This window comes from Streptomyces sp. NPDC002671, assembly GCF_053592475.1.
The window spans coordinates 111,578-127,309 of the sequence record NZ_JBSFVU010000002.1 but is presented as its reverse complement, the minus strand read 5'-3'; the positions used below and the strand labels follow the sequence as shown (position 1 = coordinate 127,309).

The window sequence follows — 15,732 nt, the reverse complement described above, 5'->3', positions numbered from 1 at the left end:
ATGGGCGTCGGCAAGTCCACCGTCGGCCGGCTGCTGGCCGAGCGGCTGGGCGTCGGCTACCGCGACACCGACGACGACATCGTCGAGGCCGAGGGCCGCACCATCGCCGACATCTTCGTGGACGAGGGCGAGCCCGCCTTCCGCGCGATCGAGAAGCAGGCCGTGCGCACCGCGCTCGCCGAGTTCGAGGGTGTCCTCTCGCTCGGCGGCGGGGCGGTCCTCGACGCGGACACCCGCGCGCTGCTCGCCGGGCACCGCGTGGTCTACCTCTCGATGGACGTCGAAGAGGCCGTCAAGCGCACCGGCCTGAACGTGGCCCGGCCGCTGCTCGCCGTCAACCCGCGCAAGCAGTGGCGCGAGCTGATGGAGGCCCGGCGGCACCTGTACGAGGAGGTCGCCACCGTCGTCGTCGCGACGGACGGTCGCACCCCCGAAGAGGTCACCCAACACGCGCTGGACGCTTTGGAGTTGAAGGAAGCATGAGCGAGGCAGTCACCCGGATCCAGGTCGCCGGCACCGCGGGCACCGACCCGTACGAGGTGCTGGTCGGCCGCCAACTCCTGGGCGAGCTGGCCGGGCTGATCGGCCAGAAGGCCAAGCGCGTGGCCGTGATCCACCCGGAGGCCCTGGCCGAGACCGGCGACGCGCTCCGCGCCGACCTGGCCGGGCAGGGCTTCGAGGCCGTCGCCATCCAGGTGCCCAATGCCGAGGAGGCCAAGACCGCCGAGGTCGCCGCCTACTGCTGGAAGGCGCTCGGCCAGTCCGGCTTCACCCGCACCGACGTCATCGTCGGCGTCGGCGGCGGCGCGACCACGGACCTTGCCGGTTTCGTCGCAGCGACCTGGCTGCGCGGGGTGCGCTGGATCGCCGTCCCCACCACCGTGCTGGCCATGGTGGACGCGGCGGTCGGCGGCAAGACCGGCATCAACACCGCCGAGGGCAAGAACCTCGTCGGCGCCTTCCACCCGCCGGCCGGCGTCCTCGCCGACCTGGCCGCGCTGGACTCCCTCCCGGTCAACGACTATGTCTCCGGACTCGCCGAGATCATCAAGGCCGGTTTCATCGCCGACCCGGTGATCCTCGACCTCATCGAGGCCGACCCCGAGGCCGCCCGGACCCCGGCGGGCCCGCACACGGCCGAGCTCATCGAGCGCTCGATCCGGGTGAAGGCCGAGGTCGTCTCCTCGGACCTGAAGGAGTCCGGCCTGCGGGAGATCCTCAACTACGGGCACACGCTCGGCCACGCCATCGAGAAGAACGAGCGCTACAAGTGGCGGCACGGCGCCGCGGTCGCGGTCGGCATGCACTTCGCCGCCGAACTCGGACGCCTGGCGGGCCGGTTGGACGACGCGACGGCGGACAGGCACCGGACGATCCTCGAATCGGTCGGCCTCCCGCTGAGCTACCGCTACGACCAGTGGCCCAAGCTGCTGGAGACGATGAAGGTCGACAAGAAGTCCCGCGGCAACCTGCTGCGCTTCATCGTCCTCGACGGCCTGGCCAAGCCGACCGTCCTGGAGGGCCCGGACCCGGCCGTCCTGCTCGCCGCGTACGGAGAAGTGGGCCAGTAGGCCCCTCACCGCTGTGTTCGCCCGACTTCCTTTGCGGAATGGGCACTTCGGACCGCCCCCGGTCGTTTCAGCAGACGACGGCCGGGGACGGTACCGTTCGGTGCGGAGCGGGGCTCGCCCCCGCTCCGGCACGAACGCAATGCACGAGACGGAGTGGCAACGGATGCAGCACGCAGTGGGGTCTCCGCTGCCGCCGCCCCACCAGCCGGGGCAGGGGCCGCACGCCGGCTGGGCGTCGGCCGCACACCACCCGGGCCCGCCCGCGGGAGCCCCGCAGGGCCAGGCCTCCGTGCCCCCGCCGCCCCAGGTGCCGCCGGCCCCCGATACCACCGGCCATGTCGCGCTGCCGCCCGGCGGCCCGGTCGGCGTCCCCGCCGCGCCGCCTGCCGCCGTCACGGTCCCGGACCCGGCGGCCACCACCCTGGCCGTGCTGCTGATCGGCCCGGCCGGCGCCGGCAAGACCAGCGTGGCCAAGTACTGGGCGGACCACCGCCGGGTGCCCACCGCCCACATCAGCCTGGACGACGTCCGCGAATGGGTCCGCTCGGGCTTCGCCGACCCCCAGTCCGGCTGGAACGACAACTCAGAGGCCCAGTACCGCCTGGCCCGCCGCACCTGCGGCTTCGCCGCGCGGAACTTCCTCGCCAACGGCATCTCCTGCATCCTCGACGACGCCGTCTTCCCGGACCGCCCGGTCGTGGGCCTCGGCGGCTGGAAGCGCCATGTGGGCCCCGGCCTGCTCCCGGTCGTCCTGCTCCCGGGCCTGGAGATCGTCCTGGAGCGCAACGCCCAGCGCTCCGGCAACCGCCGCCTCACCGACGAGGAGGTGGCCCGCATCCACGGCCGCATGGCGGGCTGGTACGGCTCGGGCCTGCCGATCATCGACAACTCGCAACTGGATGTGCCGGGCACGGCGAGAGTCCTGGACGAGGTCCTGGCGAGGGCGATAGCGAGCCCCCCGAGCTGGTAGGCCGCACCCCACCCCACTCGGCCCGTAAAAATCGTCACAACCCGGGCAAAACTCCTACGCTCATCTCATGTCAGAGGTGTACGCGACCCGCCGATCCCGGCTGAGAGAGCGCTGCAACGCGTCCGGTTCCCCCGCTGCCCTGGTGTCCCGCCCTGCCAACGTGCGGTACCTGGCGGGCGCCGCCCCGCGGGGCTCCGTCCTGCTCCTCGGCCGGCGCGAGGACCTGCTCGTCTGCGCCGGCCCGCCCGAGGACCGCCCCGCCGAGGGGCGGCCGGACGAGCGCCTGCGGCTGCACGTGCTGCCGAAACCCGGCGGCGACCCCGCCGTCGCGGCAGCCGACCTCGCCGCGGCCCAGGACGCCGACGCCCTCGCCCTGGAGGAGCACCACCTCACGGTCACCCGCTACCGGGCCATGGCCTCCGTCGCCCCCCGCCTCCGCCTCGCCGATCTCGGCGCGGCCGTGGAGCAGCTGAGGGTGGTCAAGGACGAGGAGGAGATCTCCTGCCTGCGCATCGGCGCCGAGATCGCCGACCAGGCGCTCGGCGAGCTGCTGGAGTCCATCCTGGTCGGCCGCACCGAACGGCACCTCGCGCTGGAGCTGGAGCGGCGCCTGGTCGACCACGGCGCCGACGGGCCCGCGTTCCCCACCTGTGTGGCCACCGGGCCGAACTCCGGCCGCCGCGGCCACCGTCCCACCGACCGGCGCGTGGAGGAGGGCGACTTCCTCTCCGTCTGTCTCGGCGCCACCTACCGCGGCTACCGCTGCGAGATCGGCCGTACCTTCGTCATCGGCACCTCGCCCGCCGACTGGCAGATCGAGCTGTACGACCTGGTCTTCGCCGCCCAGCGCGCCGGACGCGAGTCCCTGGCGCCCGGTACGGCCTGCCGGGACGTGGACCGGGCGGCACGCCAGGTGCTGGACTCCGCGGGCTATGCGGAGGGCCTGCCACCGCTCACCGGACACGGTGTCGGACTCGAAATCGACGAGGACCCGCAGCTGGCGCCCGCAGCCATGGGTAAACTGGACGCTTGCGTGCCGGTCACCGTCGAACCGGGGGTCCACCTCCCGGGCCGGGGCGGCGTCCGGATCGATGACACGCTCGTCGTACGCCCCGAGGCGGACGGCGGACCCGAGCTACTCACCATCACGACCAAGGAGCTGCTCGCCCTCTAGGAAGGTGCGTGCCCCGGGGTCGTACGTCAGTCCAGGAGATTCCGCAACCGTGGCTTCCACGAACGACCTCAAGAACGGCATGGTGCTCAAGCTCGAAGGCGGCCAGCTCTGGTCCGTCGTCGAGTTCCAGCACGTCAAGCCCGGCAAGGGCCCCGCTTTCGTGCGCACCAAGCTCAAGAACGTGCTGTCCGGCAAGGTGGTCGACAAGACCTTCAACGCCGGCGTCAAGGTCGAGACGGCCACTGTCGACAAGCGCGACATGCAGTTCTCGTACATGGACGGCGAGTACTTCGTCTTCATGGACATGGAGACCTACGACCAGCTGCACATCGACAAGAAGACCGTCGGCGACGCCGCGAACTTCCTGATCGAGGGCTTCGAGGCCACCGTCGCCCGCCACGAGGGCGAGGTGCTCTTCGTCGAGCTGCCGGCCGCGGTCGAGCTGACCATCCAGGAGACCGAGCCGGGCGTCCAGGGCGACCGCTCCACCGGTGGCACCAAGCCCGCCATCCTGGAGACCGGCCACCAGATCCAGGTCCCGCTCTTCATCACCACCGGTGAGAAGATCAAGGTCGACACGCGCACCAGCGACTACCTCGGCCGGGTGAGCAGCTAACCGTGGCTGCCCGTAACACGGCTCGCAAGCGCGCCTTCCAGATCCTCTTCGAGGGCGATCAGCGCGGCGCCGACGTCCTGACGGTCCTCGCGGACTGGATCCGGCTGTCCCGGTCCGACACCCGGCAACCTCCGGTCAGCGAGTACACGATGCAGCTGGTCGAGGGCTACGCGGTGCGCGCGAAGCGCATCGACGAGCTGATCGCCCAGTACGCGGTCGGCTGGACGCTCGACCGCATGCCGGTCGTCGACCGCAACATCCTGCGCCTGGGCGCCTACGAGCTGATCTGGGTGGACGGGACCCCGGACGCCGTCGTCCTGGACGAGATGGTGCAGCTGGCGAAGGAGTTCTCGACCGACGAGTCGCCCTCGTTCGTCAACGGCCTGCTGGGCCGGCTCAAGGAGCTGAAGCCGCAGCTGCGCCGGGACGAGGCGTAAGCGGTACGAGCGGCACGAGAAAACGCCGGAGGGCCCGCAGTGAGACTGCTGCGGGCCCTCCGGCGTATCCGTACCTCCGCGCCCCACGAGGCGCGCAGAAAGCCGCCGGGGTGGCCGGAACCGCAAAGTTCCGGCCACCCCGGCGGCACGTTTCTGCTCAGCTGCTGCAGGCGGTCAGGCCTCTTCGTGCGTGGCCACCGCGCGGCGCGCATCCGCGTCCAGGACACCCCAGCTGATCAGCTGCTCGGTGAGGACCGAGGGGGACTGGTCGTAGATGACGGCGAGTGTGCGCAGGTCGTCCTGGCGGATCGACAGCACCTTGCCGTTGTAGTCGCCGCGCTGGGACTGGATGGTCGCCGCGTAGCGCTGCAGGGGGCCTGCCTTCTCGGCCGGCACGGTGGCCAGCCGCTCCAGGTCGAGCACCAGCTTCGGCGGCGGCTCGGCGGCCCCGCCCGGCGTGGTGCCCGGCAGCAGCTCCTGCACAGGAACGCCATAGAAGTCGGCCAGCTCGGCAAGGCGCTGCACGGTGACGGCGCGGTCGCCGCGCTCGTACGAACCGACCACGACGGCCTTCCAGCGCCCCTGGGACTTCTCCTCGACACCGTGGAGGGAAAGGCCCTGCTGGGTGCGGATGGCCCGGAGCTTGGCCCCGAGCTGTTTGGCGTATTCGCTGGACATATAGCTCCCCGGACACTGTGTCAACGCGGTCGGCTGTTGTCCCGCCGCGCGGCTGGTAACTCACTGTGAGGTTACGCAGCGTGACTCTTCTGCGTCAAGCCGAATGGTCCACACCGACGCTTCCGTGGTAGTGACACCGGCTTGGGCCAAGGGGGTGATCGGGGGCCTCTCCATGACCTGCTACCGTTGATGGCGCAATTCCGACGTCCTTTAAGGTCCGTCCCGTGAGGCGGAGAAGGGGGTCCGTTTCGTATGGACAAGCAGGACACGCACGCGAATCCGCAGGCGTCCGATGCACGGCCCGTTCTCGAAGGCCCCGACATCGCGCGGGTACTGACCCGCATCGCCCACGAGATCGTCGAACGCGCCAAGGGCGCCGACGACGTGGTGCTTCTCGGCATTCCGACCCGGGGCGTCTTCCTCGCCCAGCGGCTCGCCGTCAAGCTGGAGCAGATCACCGACCGCAAGGTCCCGGTCGGCTCGCTCGACATCACCATGTACCGCGACGACCTGCGCATGCACCCGCCGCGTGCGCTGGCCCGCACCGAGATCCCCGGTGACGGCATCGACGGCCGCCTGGTCGTCCTGGTCGACGACGTGCTCTTCTCCGGCCGCACCATCCGCGCCGCCCTCGACGCCCTGAACGACATCGGGCGCCCGCGCGCGGTCCAGCTCGCGGTCCTGGTCGACCGCGGCCACCGCGAACTGCCCATCCGCGCCGACTACGTCGGCAAGAACCTCCCCACGTCGTTGCGGGAGACGGTCAAGGTCCAGCTCGCCGAGGAGGACGGTCGCGACACCGTGCTGCTCGGTGTGAAGCCGGCCGGCCAGTAGCAGGCCAGGCGCACGGTACGGCCGCTCCAACGCGCCCACTCACGCGCCGGTTTGCCCAGAATCTCCCTAATCCTGAACTGCCTTACGGAGCCTGACAGATGCAGCGTCATCTCATCTCGGCCGCCGACCTCACCCGCGACGACGCCGTCCTGATCCTCGACACCGCCGAGGAGATGGCCCGGGTCGCCGACCGGCCGATCAAGAAGCTGCCGACCCTGCGCGGTCGCACCGTCGTCAACCTCTTCTTCGAGGATTCCACCCGCACCCGGATCTCCTTCGAAGCCGCCGAGAAGCGACTGTCCGCGGACGTCATCAACTTCACCGCCAAGGGGTCCAGCGTGTCCAAGGGCGAGTCCCTGAAGGACACCGCCCAGACCCTGGAGGCGATGGGCGTCGACGCCGTCGTCATCCGGCACGGCGCCTCCGGAGCCCCCTACCGCCTGGCCAACTCCGGCTGGATCGACGCCGCCGTCATCAACGCGGGCGACGGCACCCACCAGCACCCCACCCAGGCCCTGCTCGACGCCTTCACCATGCGCCGCCGCCTGGTCGGCCGGGACGCCGGGATAGGGCAGGACCTGGCCGGAAAGCGCATCACGATCGTCGGCGACGTCCTGCACAGCCGGGTCGCCCGCTCCAACGTCGACCTGCTGCACACCCTCGGCGCCGAGGTCACCCTGGTCGCCCCGCCCACGCTGGTGCCGGTCGGCGTCGAGAACTGGCCCTGCGCGGTCTCGTACGACCTGGACAGCACGCTGCCCAAGAGCGACGCGGTGATGATGCTGCGCGTCCAGCGCGAGCGGATGAACGCCGCCTTCTTCCCGACCGAGCGCGAGTACTCGCGGCGCTATGGCCTCGACGGCGACCGCATGGCCCGGCTGCCCGAGCACGCCATCGTGATGCACCCCGGCCCGATGGTCCGCGGCATGGAGATCACCGCCGAGGTCGCCGACTCCGACCGCTGCACCGCCATTGAGCAGGTCGCCAACGGAGTCTCCATCCGGATGGCCGTGCTCTACCTGCTGCTGGGCGGCAACGAACCCGCCGTCACCCACACCCGCCCCACCGGTTCCGAGGAGAAGTAACCCCCATGAGCAAGATCCTGATCCGTGGTGCGAAGGTGCTCGGCGGCGAGCCGCAGGACGTCCTGATCGACGGCGAGACGATCGCCCAGGTCGGCACTGGTCTCGGCGCCGAGGGCGCCGAGGTCGTCGAGGCGGACGGCAAGGTCCTCCTGCCGGGCCTGGTCGACCTGCACACCCATCTGCGCGAGCCCGGCCGCGAGGACTCCGAGACCGTCCTCACCGGCACCCGCGCCGCCGCGTCCGGCGGCTACACGGCCGTCTTCGCCATGGCCAACACCTTCCCGGTCGCCGACACCGCCGGCGTGGTCGAGCAGGTCTGGCGGCTCGGCCGCGAGCACGGCTACTGCGACGTGCAGCCCATCGGCGCCGTCACCGTCGGCCTGGAAGGCCGCAAGCTCGCCGAGCTGGGCGCCATGCACGAGTCCGCCGCCGGCGTCACCGTCTTCTCCGACGACGGCAAGTGCGTCGACGACGCCGTGATCATGCGCCGCGCCCTGGAGTACGTGAAGGCCTTCGGTGGCGTCGTCGCCCAGCACGCGCAGGAGCCGCGGCTGACCGAGGGCGCCCAGATGAACGAGGGCGTCGTCTCCGCCGAGCTGGGCCTGGGCGGCTGGCCGGCCGTCGCCGAGGAGTCGGTCATCGCGCGGGACGTGCTGCTCGCCGACCACGTCGGCTCCCGCGTCCACATCTGCCACCTGTCGACCGCCGGCTCCGTGGAGATCGTCCGCTGGGCCAAGTCCCGCGGCATCCAGGTCACCGCCGAGGTCACCCCCCACCACCTGCTGCTCACCGACGAACTGGTGCGCACCTACAACCCCGTCTACAAGGTCAACCCGCCGCTGCGCACCGAGCGCGACGTGCTGGCCCTGCGCGAGGCCCTCGCCGACGGCACGATCGACATCGTCGCCACCGACCACGCCCCGCACCCGCACGAGGACAAGGACTGCGAGTGGGCCGCCGCAGCCATGGGCATGGTCGGCCTGGAGACCGCGCTGTCGGTGGTCCAGGAGACCATGGTCGACACGGGCCTGCTGGACTGGGCCGGCGTCGCCGACCGCATGTCCTTCAAGCCCGCGCGGATCGGACAGGCCACCGGGCACGGCCGCCCCGTCGCGGAGGGCGAGCCCGCCAACCTCACGCTCGTCGACACGGCATACCGTGGCTCGGTGGACCCCGTGGGCTTCGCCTCGCGCAGCCGCAACACTCCCTACGAGGGACGCGAGCTGCCGGGCCGTGTGACCCACACGTGGCTGCGGGGGAAGGCCACCCTCGTCGACGGGAAGCTCACGTGACATCTGCAACTGTGCTGGCAGCCGGAATCGCCACGGAACTGGCGGAGGCCGAGAAGAAGTCGGCCGCGGTGACCCACTGGGGCGCCCGCATCGGCTGGCTGGTCGGACTCGCCCTCTTCGTCGCGCTCGTCTACTGGCTGATGCGCGAGGGCTGGAAGTGGCGCGGCACGCTCCAGGGCGACCTGCCCCAGCTGCCCGACGCGCCGGACGAGCCCGGCGAGGCGAAACTGACCATGAGTGGCCGCTACCACGGCTCCACCACCGCCGGTCAGTGGCTGGACCGCATCGTGGCCCACGGCCTCGGCACCCGCAGCCGTGCCGAGCTGACCCTCACGGAGGCCGGTCTGAACGTCGAACGCCCCGGGGCGACCGACTTCTTCGTCCCGGCCGCACAGCTGCGCGAGGCCCGGCTGGACAAGGGCATCGCCGGCAAGGTGCTGACCGAGGGCGGCCTGCTGGTGGTCACCTGGGCGCACGGCGACAAGCTGATCGACTCCGGCTTCCGCTCCGACCACGCGGCGGAGCACGCCGAATGGGTCGACACCCTGAACGACATGATCAACGACACGGAAGGCGCACGATGACGACCTCCACCAGGGGAACTGCCAAGGTTCCCGCCGTACTCGTCCTGGAGGACGGCCGCACCTTCCGCGGCCGTGCCTACGGGGCCGTGGGGGAGACCTTCGGCGAGGCCGTGTTCTCCACCGGCATGACCGGCTACCAGGAGACCCTGACCGACCCGTCGTACGACCGTCAGATCGTCGTCGCGACCGCGCCGCAGATCGGCAACACCGGCTGGAACGACGAGGACGACGAGTCGAGCCGCATCTGGGTCTCCGGCTACGTCGTGCGCGACCCCGCGCGCGTGCCGTCCAACTGGCGCGCCAAGCGCTCCCTGGACGACGAGCTGGAGCGGCAGGGCGTCGTCGGCATCTCCGGCATAGACACCCGCGCCCTCACCCGCCACCTGCGCGAGCGCGGCTCCATGCGCGCCGGCATCTTCTCCGGCGAGGCGATCGCCCCCGAGGCCGAGCTGCTGGAGCGCGTGCAGGCCCAGCCCCGCATGAAGGGCCTGAGCCTGTACGAGGAGGTCGCGACCAAGGAGGCGTACGTCGTCCCCGCGATCGGCGAGAAGCGCTTCACCGTCGCCGCCGTCGACCTCGGCATCAAGGGCATGACCCCGCACCGCATGGCCGAGCGCGGCATCGAGGTGCACGTCCTCCCCGCGACGGCGACTGCGGAGGACATCTACGCCGTCAACCCGGACGGCGTGTTCTTCTCCAACGGCCCCGGCGACCCCGCCACGGCCGACGGCCCCGTCGCGCTCATGACCGCCGTCCTGGAGCGCAGGACGCCGCTCTTCGGTATCTGCTTCGGCAACCAGATCCTCGGCCGCGCCCTCGGCTTCGGCACCTACAAGCTGAAGTACGGCCACCGCGGCATCAACCAGCCGGTCCAGGACCGTACGACCGGCAAGGTCGAGGTGACCGCGCACAACCACGGCTTCGCCGTGGACGCGCCGCTCGACAAGGTCAGCGAGACGAAGTTCGGCCGCGCCGAGGTCTCGCACGTCTGCCTGAACGACGACGTCGTGGAGGGGCTGCAGCTGCTCGACCAGCCGGCCTTCTCCGTCCAGTACCACCCCGAAGCGGCAGCGGGCCCCCACGACGCCGCCTACCTGTTCGACCGCTTCGTTTCCCTGATGGAGGGCCAGCGTGCCTAAGCGCACCGATATCCAGTCCGTCCTGGTCATCGGCTCCGGCCCGATCGTCATCGGCCAGGCCGCCGAGTTCGACTACTCCGGCACCCAGGCGTGCCGCGTGCTCAAGGCCGAGGGCCTGCGCGTCGTCCTCGTCAACTCCAACCCGGCGACGATCATGACCGACCCGGAGATCGCCGACGCCACCTACGTCGAGCCGATCACCCCCGAGTTCGTCGAGAAGATCATCGCCAAGGAGCGCCCCGACGCCCTGCTGCCCACCCTGGGCGGCCAGACGGCGCTCAACACCGCCATCTCGCTGCACGACAACGGCACGCTGGAGAAGTACGGCGTAGAGCTGATCGGCGCCAAGCCCGAGGCGATCCACAAGGGCGAGGACCGGGACCTGTTCAAGTCCGTGGTCGAGGCCGTCAACGCCAAGATCGGCCACGGCGAGTCCGCCCGCTCGGTGATCTGCCACTCCATGGACGACGTCCTCAAGGGCGTCGAGACGCTCGGCGGCTACCCCGTCGTCGTCCGCCCCTCCTTCACCATGGGCGGCGCCGGCTCCGGCTTCGCCCACGACGAGGACGAGCTGCGCCGTATCGCCGGGCAGGGCCTCACGCTCTCCCCGACCACCGAGGTGCTCCTGGAGGAGTCCATCCTCGGCTGGAAGGAGTACGAGCTGGAGCTGATGCGCGACAAGCACGACAACGTCGTGGTCGTCTGCTCCATCGAGAACTTCGACCCCATGGGCGTGCACACCGGTGACTCGATCACCGTCGCGCCCTCGATGACGCTGACCGACCGCGAGTACCAGATCCTGCGCGACATCGGCATCGCCGTCATCCGCGAGGTCGGCGTCGACACCGGCGGCTGCAACATCCAGTTCGCGGTGAACCCGGTCGACGGCCGCGTCATCGTCATCGAGATGAACCCGCGCGTGTCGCGGTCCTCGGCGCTCGCCTCCAAGGCGACCGGCTTCCCGATCGCCAAGATCGCCGCCAAGCTCGCCGTCGGCTACACGCTGGACGAGATCCCGAACGACATCACGCAGGAGACCCCGGCCTCCTTCGAGCCCACGCTCGACTACGTGGTCGTCAAGGCCCCGCGCTTCGCCTTCGAGAAGTTCCCGCAGGCCGACTCCACGCTGACCACCACCATGAAGTCGGTCGGCGAGGCCATGGCCATCGGCCGCAACTTCACCGAGGCCTTCCAGAAGGCGCTGCGCTCGCTGGAGAAGAAGGGCAGCCAGTTCACCTTCGTCGGCGACCCTGGCGACAAGGGCACGCTGCTGCGCGAGGCCGTACGGCCCACCGACGGCCGCATCAACACGGTCATGCAGGCCATCCGCGCGGGCGCCACGCCCGAGGAGGTCTTCGAGGCCACCAAGATCGACCCGTGGTTCGTCGACCAGCTCTTCCTGATCAAGGAGGTCGCGGACGAGCTGGCCGAGGCGCCCGAGCTGACCGCGGAGCTGCTCGCCGAGGCCAAGCGGCACGGCTTCTCCGACCACCAGCTCGCCGAGATCCGCGGCCTGCGCGAGGACGTCGTCCGCGAGGTCCGGCACGCCCTCGGTATCCGCCCGGTCTACAAGACGGTCGACACCTGCGCCGCCGAGTTCGCCGCGAAGACGCCGTACTTCTACTCCTCCTACGACGAGGAGACCGAGGTCGCGCCCCGCGAGAAGCCCGCGGTGATCATCCTGGGCTCGGGCCCGAACCGCATCGGCCAGGGCATCGAGTTCGACTACTCCTGCGTCCACGCCTCCTTCGCGCTGTCCGACGCCGGGTACGAGACCGTGATGGTCAACTGCAACCCGGAGACCGTCTCCACGGACTACGACACCTCCGACCGCCTGTACTTCGAGCCGCTGACGCTGGAAGACGTGCTGGAGATCGTCCACGCGGAGTCCCTCGCCGGCCCGATCGCGGGCGTCATCGTCCAGCTGGGCGGCCAGACCCCGCTGGGCCTCGCGCAGGCCCTGAAGGACAACGGCGTACCGGTCGTCGGCACCTCGCCGGAGGCGATCCACGCCGCCGAGGACCGCGGCGCCTTCGGCCGCGTGCTCGCGGAGGCCGGTCTGCCCGCCCCCAAGCACGGCACCGCCACGACCTTCGAGGGCGCCAAGGCCATCGCCGACGAGATCGGCTACCCGGTCCTCGTCCGCCCGTCCTACGTCCTCGGCGGGCGCGGCATGGAGATCGTCTACGACGAGACCCGCCTCGCCTCCTACATCGCCGAGTCGACCGAGATCAGCCCCTCCCGGCCGGTCCTCGTCGACCGCTTCCTGGACGACGCCATCGAGATCGACGTCGACGCGCTCTACGACGGCGAGGAGCTGTACCTCGGCGGCGTCATGGAGCACATCGAGGAGGCCGGCATCCACTCCGGCGACTCGGCGTGCGCCCTGCCCCCGATCACCCTCGGCGGCTTCGACATCAAGCGCCTGCGCGCCTCCACCGAGGCCATCGCGCGCGGTGTCGGGGTGCGCGGCCTGATCAACATCCAGTTCGCGATGGCGGGCGACATCCTCTACGTCCTGGAGGCCAACCCGCGCGCCTCTCGTACGGTCCCCTTCACCTCCAAGGCGACCGCGGTGCCGCTGGCCAAGGCCGCCGCCCGCATCTCCCTGGGCGCCACCATCGCCCAGCTGCGCGCGGAGGGCCTGCTCCCGGCGAACGGCGACGGCGGCGAACTGCCGCTGGACGCGCCGATCTCCGTCAAGGAGGCCGTCATGCCGTGGACCCGCTTCCGCGACATCCACGGCCGCGGCGTCGACACCGTCCTCGGCCCGGAGATGCGCTCCACCGGTGAGGTCATGGGCATCGACTCCGTCTTCGGCACGGCGTACGCCAAGTCGCAGGCGGGCGCCTACGGCCCGCTGCCGACGAAGGGCCGCGCGTTCATCTCGGTCGCCAACCGGGACAAGCGCTCGATGATCTTCCCGGCGCGTGAGCTGGTCGCCCACGGCTTCGAGCTGCTCGCCACCTCCGGCACGGCCGAGGTCCTCAAGCGGAACGGCATCAACGCCGCCGTCGTGCGCAAGCAGTCCGAGGGCCCCGGCCCCAACGGCGAGCGGACCATCGTCCAGCTCATCCACGACGGCGAGGTCGACCTCATCGTCAACACCCCGTACGGCACCGGTGGCCGCCTCGACGGCTACGACATCCGTACGGCGGCCGTGGCGCGCTCGGTGCCGTGCCTGACGACCGTCCAGGCGCTCGCGGCGGCGGTCCAGGGCATCGACGCCCTCAACCACGGTGACGTGGGCGTCCGTTCGCTCCAGGAACACGCGGAACACCTGACATCGGCCCGCGACTAGCAGCCCTGAGGGGGACACCGGAAACGGTGTCCCCCTCGTCATGAGGACCCCTGAGGACTTTCGAGATGTACAAGCTGTTCTTCCGCCTGGTTTTCAAACGGATGGACCCTGAGCAGGCCCACTACCTGGCTTTCCGCTGGATCCGCCTGGCCGTCCGCATCCCCGTGCTGCGCACGTTCGTCGCCGCCGTGCTCGCGCCCCGCTACAAGGAGCTGCGTACGGAGGCCTTCGGGCTGCGCATGCACGGTCCCTTCGGGCTCGCCGCCGGCTTCGACAAGAACGCCGTCGCGATCGACGGGATGTCGATGCTGGGCTTCGACCACGTCGAGATCGGCACGGTCACCGGTGAGGCACAGCCCGGCAACCCCAGGAAGCGGCTGTTCCGGCTGGTCGCGGACCGGGCCCTGATCAACCGCATGGGCTTCAACAACGAGGGCTCGCTCGCGGTCGCCGTGCGCCTGGCCACCCGCGAGCCCGTCTTCAAGACGGTCGTCGGCGTCAACATCGGCAAGACCAAGGTCGTTCCGGAGGCCGAGGCCGTCCTCGACTACGTGAAGTCCGCCGAGCGGCTCGCGCCGTACGCCGACTACATGGTCGTCAACGTCTCCTCGCCGAACACGCCCGGCCTGCGCAACCTCCAGGCCACCGAGGCCCTGCGCCCGCTGCTGAGCGGCGTCCGCGAGGCCGCCGACCGTACGGTCCTGAACCGCCGCGTCCCGCTCCTGGTGAAGATCGCCCCGGACCTCGCCGACGAGGACATCGACGCCGTCGCCGACCTGGCGGTGGAGCTGGGCCTGGACGGCATCATCGCCACCAACACCACCATCGCGCGCGAGAGCCTCGGTTTGAAATCCGGACCTTCGCTGGTGCAGGAGACCGGCGGTCTCTCCGGCGCCCCGCTCAAGGAGCGCTCCCTGGAGGTGCTGCGCCGCCTGTACGCGCGCGTGGGCGACCGGATCACCCTGGTGGGCGTCGGCGGCATCCAGACCGCCGAGGACGCCTGGCAGCGCATCCTGGCCGGTGCCACGCTGATCCAGGGCTACAGCGCCTTCATCTACGAGGGCCCCTTCTGGTCCCGCGCGATCCACAAGGGCCTCGCCGCGCGTCTGCGCACCAGCCCGTACGCCACCCTCGCCGACGCGGTCGGCGCCGACGTGAGGAAGTCCGCATGACTGCTCTGGAGCCTTTCGGCGCCCGGCTGCGCCGCGCCATGGACGAGCGCGGACCGCTGTGCGTCGGCATCGACCCGCACGCCTCCCTGCTCGCCGAGTGGGGCCTGAACGACGACGTGGCCGGTCTGGAGCGGTTCAGCCGCACGGTCGTCGAGGCGGTGGCCGACCGGGTCGCCGTCATGAAGCCGCAGATGGCCTTCTTCGAGCGGTTCGGCTCGCGCGGCGTCGCCGTCCTGGAGAAGGCGGTCCAGGAGGCGCGCGAGGCCGGCACGCTGGTCGTGATGGACGCCAAGCGCGGCGACATCGGCTCGACCATGGCCGGCTACGCCGAGGCCTTCCTGCGCCCGGGCGCCCCGCTGTTCTCCGACGCCCTCACCGTCTCGCCCTACCTCGGCTACGGCTCGCTCAGCCCGGCCGTCGCGCTGGCCCGGGAGAGCGGCGCTGGGCTGTTCGTGCTGGCCCTGACCTCGAACCCGGAGGGTCCCGAGGTCCAGCACGCCGTCCGCGCGGACGGCCGGAACGTGGGCGCGACCATGCTTGCCCACCTGGCCGTCGAGAACGCGGGGGAGGAGCCGCTGGGCTCCTTCGGGGCGGTCGTGGGCGCCACGGTCGGCGACCTGTCGTCGTACGACCTCGGCATCAACGGTCCGCTCCTCGCTCCCGGCGTCGGAGCGCAGGGGGCGACGCCGGCCGATCTGCCCAAGGTCTTCGGGTCGGCGGTGCGCAACGTCGTCCCGAACGTCAGCCGGGGTGTGCTGCGTCACGGTCCCGAGGTCGGGGCGCTGCGCGCGGCCACCGAGCGCTTCGCCGAGGAGATCCGGACGGCCGTCGGCGCGGCCTGAGTCCGCGCGGGGCGACCTGCGAGGGCGGCTTGAGGGT

At 70.9% G+C, this 15,732-nt stretch carries 15 protein-coding genes; 14 read left to right on the top strand and 1 reads right to left on the bottom strand.

What is annotated here, in order from left to right; translation table 11 throughout:
* The 6 genes from ACWD35_RS03260 to nusB all read left to right on the top strand — a co-directional run bounded on the left by ACWD35_RS03260 (nt 1) and on the right by nusB (nt 4,768).
* Complete coding sequence (locus tag ACWD35_RS03260; RefSeq protein WP_451349702.1) at nt 1-483, top strand: shikimate kinase; 483 nt, start codon at nt 1-3, stop codon at nt 481-483.
* Entirely contained in the window at nt 480-1,571 is a 1,092-nt protein-coding gene (gene aroB / locus ACWD35_RS03255; protein ID WP_451349427.1) for a 3-dehydroquinate synthase, read from the top strand. Before ACWD35_RS03260 ends, aroB begins: the two co-directional genes overlap by 4 nt.
* Nucleotides 1,572-1,734: 163 nt before the next feature.
* Nucleotides 1,735-2,541: a Pro-rich N-terminal domain-containing protein gene (locus tag ACWD35_RS03250; RefSeq protein ID WP_451349426.1), complete on the top strand. Its 807-nt coding sequence runs from the start codon at nt 1,735-1,737 to the stop codon at nt 2,539-2,541.
* A 67-nt stretch (nt 2,542-2,608) separates the two neighbouring features.
* Nucleotides 2,609-3,715: an aminopeptidase P family protein gene (locus ACWD35_RS03245; RefSeq protein ID WP_451349425.1), complete on the top strand. Its 1,107-nt coding sequence runs from the start codon at nt 2,609-2,611 to the stop codon at nt 3,713-3,715.
* 49 nt (nt 3,716-3,764) lie between these two features.
* The gene (gene efp, locus ACWD35_RS03240; RefSeq protein WP_451349424.1) at nt 3,765-4,331 is read left to right on the top strand and encodes an elongation factor P; all 567 of its coding nucleotides are present in this window, start codon (nt 3,765-3,767) and stop codon (nt 4,329-4,331) included.
* Nucleotides 4,332-4,333: 2 nt separating this feature from the next.
* Entirely contained in the window at nt 4,334-4,768 is a 435-nt protein-coding gene (gene nusB / locus ACWD35_RS03235; protein WP_451349423.1) for a transcription antitermination factor NusB, read from the top strand.
* Nucleotides 4,769-4,942: 174 nt separating this feature from the next.
* Here nusB and bldD read toward each other — a convergent pair whose 3' ends face one another.
* Complete coding sequence (bldD, locus tag ACWD35_RS03230) at nt 4,943-5,446, bottom strand: transcriptional regulator BldD (RefSeq protein ID WP_014671524.1); 504 nt, start codon at nt 5,444-5,446, stop codon at nt 4,943-4,945.
* Nucleotides 5,447-5,698: 252 nt separating this feature from the next.
* Between bldD and pyrR the strand changes: the two genes are divergently transcribed.
* From pyrR to pyrF, 8 genes are all read left to right on the top strand, one after another.
* Nucleotides 5,699-6,280 carry a bifunctional pyr operon transcriptional regulator/uracil phosphoribosyltransferase PyrR gene (pyrR, locus tag ACWD35_RS03225; protein ID WP_451349422.1) on the top strand — a complete coding sequence of 194 codons (582 nt, stop codon included), beginning with the start codon at nt 5,699-5,701 and terminating at the stop codon, nt 6,278-6,280.
* Nucleotides 6,281-6,378: 98 nt separating this feature from the next.
* Nucleotides 6,379-7,365: an aspartate carbamoyltransferase catalytic subunit gene (locus tag ACWD35_RS03220; RefSeq protein ID WP_451349421.1), complete on the top strand. Its 987-nt coding sequence runs from the start codon at nt 6,379-6,381 to the stop codon at nt 7,363-7,365.
* A gap of 5 nt (nt 7,366-7,370) precedes the next feature.
* Nucleotides 7,371-8,657 carry a dihydroorotase gene (locus ACWD35_RS03215; RefSeq protein WP_451349420.1) on the top strand — a complete coding sequence of 429 codons (1,287 nt, stop codon included), beginning with the start codon at nt 7,371-7,373 and terminating at the stop codon, nt 8,655-8,657.
* A complete protein-coding gene (locus ACWD35_RS03210) occupies nt 8,654-9,241 on the top strand; it encodes a PH-like domain-containing protein (protein WP_451349419.1) in 588 nt (195 codons plus the stop codon). The genes ACWD35_RS03215 and ACWD35_RS03210 overlap by 4 nt, the downstream gene beginning before the upstream one ends.
* Nucleotides 9,238-10,380: a glutamine-hydrolyzing carbamoyl-phosphate synthase small subunit gene (gene carA / locus ACWD35_RS03205; RefSeq protein ID WP_451349418.1), complete on the top strand. Its 1,143-nt coding sequence runs from the start codon at nt 9,238-9,240 to the stop codon at nt 10,378-10,380. Before ACWD35_RS03210 ends, carA begins: the two co-directional genes overlap by 4 nt.
* Complete coding sequence (gene carB, locus ACWD35_RS03200; protein ID WP_451349417.1) at nt 10,373-13,681, top strand: carbamoyl-phosphate synthase large subunit; 3,309 nt, start codon at nt 10,373-10,375, stop codon at nt 13,679-13,681. The genes carA and carB overlap by 8 nt, the downstream gene beginning before the upstream one ends.
* Nucleotides 13,682-13,746: 65 nt before the next feature.
* Nucleotides 13,747-14,853, top strand: coding sequence for a quinone-dependent dihydroorotate dehydrogenase (locus tag ACWD35_RS03195; RefSeq protein ID WP_451349416.1), 1,107 nt, complete (start codon nt 13,747-13,749; stop codon nt 14,851-14,853).
* Nucleotides 14,850-15,695: an orotidine-5'-phosphate decarboxylase gene (pyrF, locus tag ACWD35_RS03190; protein WP_451349415.1), complete on the top strand. Its 846-nt coding sequence runs from the start codon at nt 14,850-14,852 to the stop codon at nt 15,693-15,695. The genes ACWD35_RS03195 and pyrF overlap by 4 nt, the downstream gene beginning before the upstream one ends.
* The last annotated feature ends 37 nt before the right edge of the window (nt 15,696-15,732 follow it).